Source organism: Halorubrum distributum JCM 10118 (assembly GCF_000337335.1).
GTDB classification, from domain to species: domain Archaea; phylum Halobacteriota; class Halobacteria; order Halobacteriales; family Haloferacaceae; genus Halorubrum; species Halorubrum distributum.
In genome coordinates this window covers 1-5196 of the sequence record NZ_AOJN01000036.1, presented here as the reverse complement: position 1 = coordinate 5196, position 5196 = coordinate 1, and the positions used below count along the sequence as shown (strand labels likewise).

General features: G+C 73.0%; 5 protein-coding genes. 4 read left to right on the top strand and 1 reads right to left on the bottom strand.

Annotated elements, in window-relative coordinates; all coding sequences use genetic code 11:
* Positions 1–149: 149 nt before the first annotated feature.
* Positions 150–1379, top strand: coding sequence for an MFS transporter (locus C466_RS05985; protein WP_004596637.1), 1230 nt, complete (start codon positions 150–152; stop codon positions 1377–1379).
* A 41-nt stretch (positions 1380–1420) separates the two neighbouring features.
* Here the strand turns inward: C466_RS05985 and C466_RS05980 are convergent, their stop codons facing one another.
* A complete protein-coding gene (locus tag C466_RS05980; protein WP_004596635.1) occupies positions 1421–1840 on the bottom strand; it encodes a DUF2237 family protein in 420 nt (139 codons plus the stop codon).
* Positions 1841–1948: 108 nt separating this feature from the next.
* On the opposite strand from C466_RS05980, the gene C466_RS05975 reads away from it, so the two are divergent.
* Genes C466_RS05975 through C466_RS05965 form a run of 3 tightly spaced genes read left to right on the top strand, consistent with a single transcriptional unit; the run spans position 1949 to position 4981 of the window.
* A complete protein-coding gene (locus C466_RS05975; RefSeq protein ID WP_004596633.1) occupies positions 1949–3751 on the top strand; it encodes a helix-hairpin-helix domain-containing protein in 1803 nt (600 codons plus the stop codon).
* A complete protein-coding gene (locus C466_RS05970; protein ID WP_004596631.1) occupies positions 3752–4297 on the top strand; it encodes a Mut7-C RNAse domain-containing protein in 546 nt (181 codons plus the stop codon).
* A 39-nt stretch (positions 4298–4336) separates the two neighbouring features.
* On the top strand, positions 4337–4981 hold the full coding sequence (locus tag C466_RS05965; protein WP_004596629.1) for a DUF7095 family protein: 645 nt from the start codon (positions 4337–4339) through the stop codon (positions 4979–4981).
* Positions 4982–5196: the final 215 nt, after the last annotated feature.

Sequence of the window (5196 nt, the reverse complement as noted above, 5' to 3'; positions counted from 1 at the left end):
GACTCCCTCGCGCGTGCTCCTCGCGGCCGCCACCGGCGGCCGCTCGCAGGCACGCGCCACCCGGGAAATCGAGATGACATATCGATCCGTACCGGCAGCCCCCGAGCGCTTCAGGCCCTTTATAGGGGTGACCGGGCTACGGCTTGTCGATGGCCCGGGACCGGATCGGCGAGTACGACGCCCTGATCCTCGTCTCGCTCGTCTGGTTCCTCGGGAAGTTCGTCCGCTACCTCTTCCCGCCGCTGTTCGAGTCGATCCAGGGCGCCTACGGCGTGAGCAACGCCGTCGTCGGGACCGCGTTCACCGGGTTCATGGTCGTGTACGCCCTCCTGCAGTTCCCGAGCGGCGCGGTCGCGGACCGACTCGGCCCGGTGCGAGTGATCGTCGCCGGCGCGCTCGTCGCCGGCGCGGGGTCGCTCGCCGTCGTCTTCGACGCGCCCTTCGCCGCGCTGGTCGCCGCGATGCTCGTCATCGGCGCGGGGACGGGCGTCCACAAGACGGTCTCGGTGCGGCTGATCGCCCGCGTCTACCCCGCCCGCACCGGGCGGATGCTCGGCGCGCACGACACGCTCGGCGCGATGGGCGGGGTCGCCGCGCCCGCGGTCGTCGTCGCCGTCCTCTCGGCGCCGCCCGCGCTCGCGGCCGTCCTCGCGCGCCTCCCCGGCGCCGACTGGCGCGCGCCGTTCCTCCTCACCGGCGTCCTCGCGGTCGGGCTCGCGGCCGCGACCGCGGTCCGGCTCTCCGGCTCGCCCGCGGCGACCGGCGCGACCGGGAGCGACGACGGCGACGACCCCGGCACGCGCGAGTACCTCAGACTGTTCCGAAATCCCCGGTTCTCGGCGTTCGTGCTGGTGACCGTCGGCTTCTCGTTCGCGCACAACGGGCTCGTGGCGTTTCTCCCGCTGTACCTCTCCGAGGCCGCCGACCTCGCGACGTCGACCGCGAACCTCCTGTACTCGCTCGTGTTCGCGGTGACGTTCGTCCAGCTGGTCACCGGCGACCTCTCCGACCGCGTCGGGCGGTTTCCGGTGATGGTCGGCACGCTCGGCCTGGCGGCGGCCGCGCTCGTCGCGCTCGTCTCGCTCCCGAGCCTCGGGCTCGGCGCCGTCGCGGCCGCCGTCGTCGTCGCCCTCTTCGGCCTCGGCTCGCACGGCTTCCAGCCCGTGCGCAGCGCCTACCTGATGGAGCTGCTCCCGGAGCGGCTCGCCGGCGGGGGGCTCGGCGTCGTCCGGACGCTGCTCATGGGGGCCGGCGCGCTCGCGCCAAGCGCGGTCGGCATCGTCGCCGACGCGGTCGGCTTCCGGCCGGCGTTCGCGCTGCTCGCGGGCTCGATGGGACTGGCGGCGGTCGTCGCCGCCGGGCTCTGGGTGACCGAGTGACGGTTCGCCGGCCTCCGGGCCCCTGACGACACTCGCAGCGCTCAGTCGAGGCTCTCGGGCTCGAACGCCTCCGGGTCGAACTCGTGCTCTCGGAGGCGGTCGGCGTCGACCGCCCGCAGCACGGACTCGTTCGTCGCTTCGAGGACGACCGGCGGGGCGACGCCGGCCTCCGCCGCCTCGACCCACCGCCCGACGCAGAGGCACCAGCGGTCGCCCGGCTCCAGCCCGGGGAAGTCGAACTCGGGGCGCGGCGTTATCAGGTCGTTACCGCGCTCGCGGCTGTACTCGAGAAACTCGGCCGTGACGACCGCACAGAGCGTGTGCTCGCCGGCGTCGCCGTCGACGTCGCGGCAGCGGCCGTCGCGGAGGTATCCCGTGACGGGATCGTCGCCGCACGGGGCCAGCTCGCCGCCGAACACGTTTCGCTCCCCGGGCTCGCCGTCGGAGTCGTCGGTCGACATGGAACCGGGTACGGTCGCCGACGGCATAAGCGGCCGGCGAGCCGCCGCGGGCCGGCCGTCGGGCGTTCGGCCGTCGGTATAAGTATCGCGCCGTCGAACGGTCGCGTCATGAGCCGGAACGACGAGGTCGCGACGCGGCTGGAGGAGTTCGCCGACCTCCTCGAGGCGACGGGCGTCGAGTACAAGCCGACCGCCTACCGACGGGCGGCCGAGAACGTCCGCGACCACCCCGCCCCGATCGAGGGGCTCGCGGCCGACGGCGAGGACGCGGTCGCCGAGATCGACCGCGTCGGCGACGCGATCGCCGCGAAGATCGTCGAGTACGTCGAGACCGGCGCGATCGAGGAGCTGGACGAGCTCCGCGAGGAGCTCCCGGTCGACATGGCCGGGCTGACCGCGGTCGAGGGCGTCGGCCCGAAGACCGTCGGCTCGCTGTACGACGCGCTCGGAATCTCTGACCTCGACGAGCTGGAGGCCGCCGCCGAGGCGGGCGAGATCCAGGAGGTGTCGGGCTTCGGCGCGAAGACCGAACAGAACATCCTCGACAACGTTCCGTTCGCCCGCGAATCTCGCGAGCGCACCCGGCTCGGCGACGCCCGCCCCGTCGCGGACGACGCGCTCGCGTACCTCGCCGATCTCGACCCCGTCGAGTCCGCCGAGGTGTGCGGCTCGATCCGGCGCTGGAAGCCCACCATCGGCGACGTCGACCTGCTCGTCGCGAGCGAGGCGCGCGAGCCGATCGTCGAGGCGTTCACCGACTGGGAGGCCGCGGATGCGACGATCGAGGCGGGCACCGGGAAGGCGAGCGTGCGCGCGGACGGCACCCGCGTCGACCTCCGGATCGTCGACTCCGACGAGTTCGGCGCCGCGCTCCAGTACTTCACCGGGTCTCGCGCGCACAACGTCGCCGTCCGCAACCGGGCGATCGACCGCGGGCTGAAGCTCAACGAGTACGGCCTCTTCGACGTGAGCGACGTCGACGGCGAGGGGGCCGAGGAAGCGGACGGAGACGCCGGCGGCGACGGAAACGGCGCCGAGGAACCCGACTCGACGCGCGCCGGCGAGCGCGTCGCGGGCGAGAGCGAGGACGAGGTGTACCGCGCGCTCGACTTAGATCCCATCCCGCCCGACCTGCGAGAGGACCGCGGCGAGGTCGACGCGGCCGCCGAGGGGCGGCTCCCCTTCCTCGTCGAGCCCGGCGACCTCCGCGCCGACCTCCACACCCACACCGACTGGTCCGACGGCGGCTTCTCGATCGCCGAGATGGCGCGGGCGGCCGAGGAGCGCGGCTACGACTACCACGTCGTCACCGACCACGCGACCGGGCCGGGGATGGTCGGCGGGGTCGGCCTCGACGAGTCGGACATCGAGGAGCAGGCCGCGGCGGTCGCCGAGGCGGCCGACGAGGTCGACATCCCGATCCTCCACGGGATCGAGGCCAACATCGACGCCGACGGCGGCCTCGCGACCGACGACGAGATCCTCGCCGCGCTCGATCTCGTCGTCGCGTCGCCCCACGCCGCGCTCGGACAGGACTCGGAGGCGGCCACCGAGCGGCTAATCCGCGCGGTCGAACACCCGCACGTCGACGTCCTCGGCCACCCGACCGGCCGTCTCATCAACGAGCGGCCGGGGCTCGACCCGGACGTCGAGGCGGTCGCCGCGGCGGCGTCGGCGAACGGGACCGCGATCGAGGTGAACGCGAACCCCGCTCGGCTCGACGCCGACGGCGAGTTCGTTCGGGCCGCCATCGAGGCGGGGGCGACGATCGCCGTCGACACCGACGCTCATGCTCCGCGCGAGCTCGACAACGCCCGGTACGGGATCCACACCGCGCGGCGGGGCTGGGCCGAGACGTCGAACGTGCTCAACGCGCGCTCGCTCAACGGGCTCCGCTCGTTCCTGCTGTAGATGACGGACCGGGCGGGCGACGGTCCGGCGGGCGACGCCGGCTCGTCGACGAGTGACCGGCCGCGGATCCTCCTCGACGTGATGTGCGGCAAGCTCGCCACGTACCTGCGGCTGTGCGGGTACGACGCCGCCTACGCGCTCGACCGCGGGGTCGAGGCCGACGACCGGCTCCTGTCGCTCGCCGCGGCCGAGCGCCGCGTCCTCCTCACTCGGGACCGCGAGCTGGCGGACAGGGCCCCGAGCGCCGATCCCCCGGTCGACGCCGTCCTGCTCACCGAGCGCGACGTTATCGACCAGCTCCGCGAGCTCGACGCGGCCGGCCTCCCGGTCGAACTCGCCGACGAGCCGACGCGGTGCGGCTCGTGTAACGGCCCCGTCGAGCGCGTCGGCGCCCCCGAGGCGAACGCCGCTCTGACCGACCGCCCCGACTACGTCCCGGACGACGTGGGTTCGGACCGGCCCGGGTGGCGCTGTACCGAGTGCGGGCAGTGGTTCTGGAAGGGCGGACACTGGGACGACGTCGCGGCGCGGCTGGACGACCTGTGAGCGTAACCGGTTTGCCCGCCCGTCGCGTACTCGCCGGCAATGGAACGCGAACGGGCAGTCGACCGCCTGGAGACGCTCGTCGACCGCGTCGCGAGCGAGCCGATGCCGGTGCCCGTCCGCGAGGTGTGGGCGTTCGGCGACGTCGCGCTCGGGCTTGACCCGGTCGAGCGCCTCGACGTCTACCTCACGAAGGACGTGATCATGGGCGGCGACGCCGACGCGGCCGCCGACTTCGAGGCGGAGTACGGCGTCAAAGGGGTCGGCACCACGGTCGACGCCCAGTGGGCCGAGGCGCACCCGGACCGTGTGCGCACGAGCGACAACGGGTACGCGGCGCCCGAGAAGTGCCTCGCGGCCGAACTCGTTCAAGACGACATGCCGATCCACCTCGAAGTGTGTAACGCGGGCTTCGAGGACAACGTCCGTCAGCGCCTGAAGGGGGCGCTCGCCCGCGACGCCTACGAGGAGGTGCTCGACCCCCGCGGCGTCTGCCTCTGGGTCGACGGCGAGCGCGACGACGAGGCGTTCGACCGCCTGCGCGAGGCCTCGCTCGCGATGCCGACGCTGCCCGCCGCGCTCGGGATGCTCGGCGCCGACGAGGACGCCGCGAACGAGGCCGCCGACGTGCTCAAACAGCAGCGAGCCGAGCAGGAGGGCGCGTCCGTTCGCGGCGACATGGTCTGATACGGACGCGCCGCGACGCTATTTATAAATGAAATGCGGTGGGGTGGCGCGTGCCTTCGAGCGCCCTCCGGGCGCGAGAAGCACGCGCGAGGGAGTCGCTGGCGGCATCAGCCGCCAGCGACGAGGCTCAGTACTTCACAAAGCCGCTTAGTTAGAACGCCTGCTTGCTGAAGGTGTGTCTACGACCCAGCAAGCAGACAGTGAACTCCACGAAG

Bases quoted from the DNA above. Each gene is read 5' to 3' on its own strand.
- C466_RS05985 (WP_004596637.1), top strand. From the start codon at position 150: ATGGCCCGGGACCGGATCGGCGAGTACGACGCCCTGATCCTCGTCTCG.
- C466_RS05980 (WP_004596635.1), bottom strand. From the start codon at position 1,840: ATGTCGACCGACGACTCCGACGGCGAGCCCGGGGAGCGAAACGTGTTC.
- C466_RS05975 (WP_004596633.1), top strand. From the start codon at position 1,949: ATGAGCCGGAACGACGAGGTCGCGACGCGGCTGGAGGAGTTCGCCGAC.
- C466_RS05970 (WP_004596631.1), top strand. From the start codon at position 3,752: ATGACGGACCGGGCGGGCGACGGTCCGGCGGGCGACGCCGGCTCGTCG.
- C466_RS05965 (WP_004596629.1), top strand. From the start codon at position 4,337: ATGGAACGCGAACGGGCAGTCGACCGCCTGGAGACGCTCGTCGACCGC.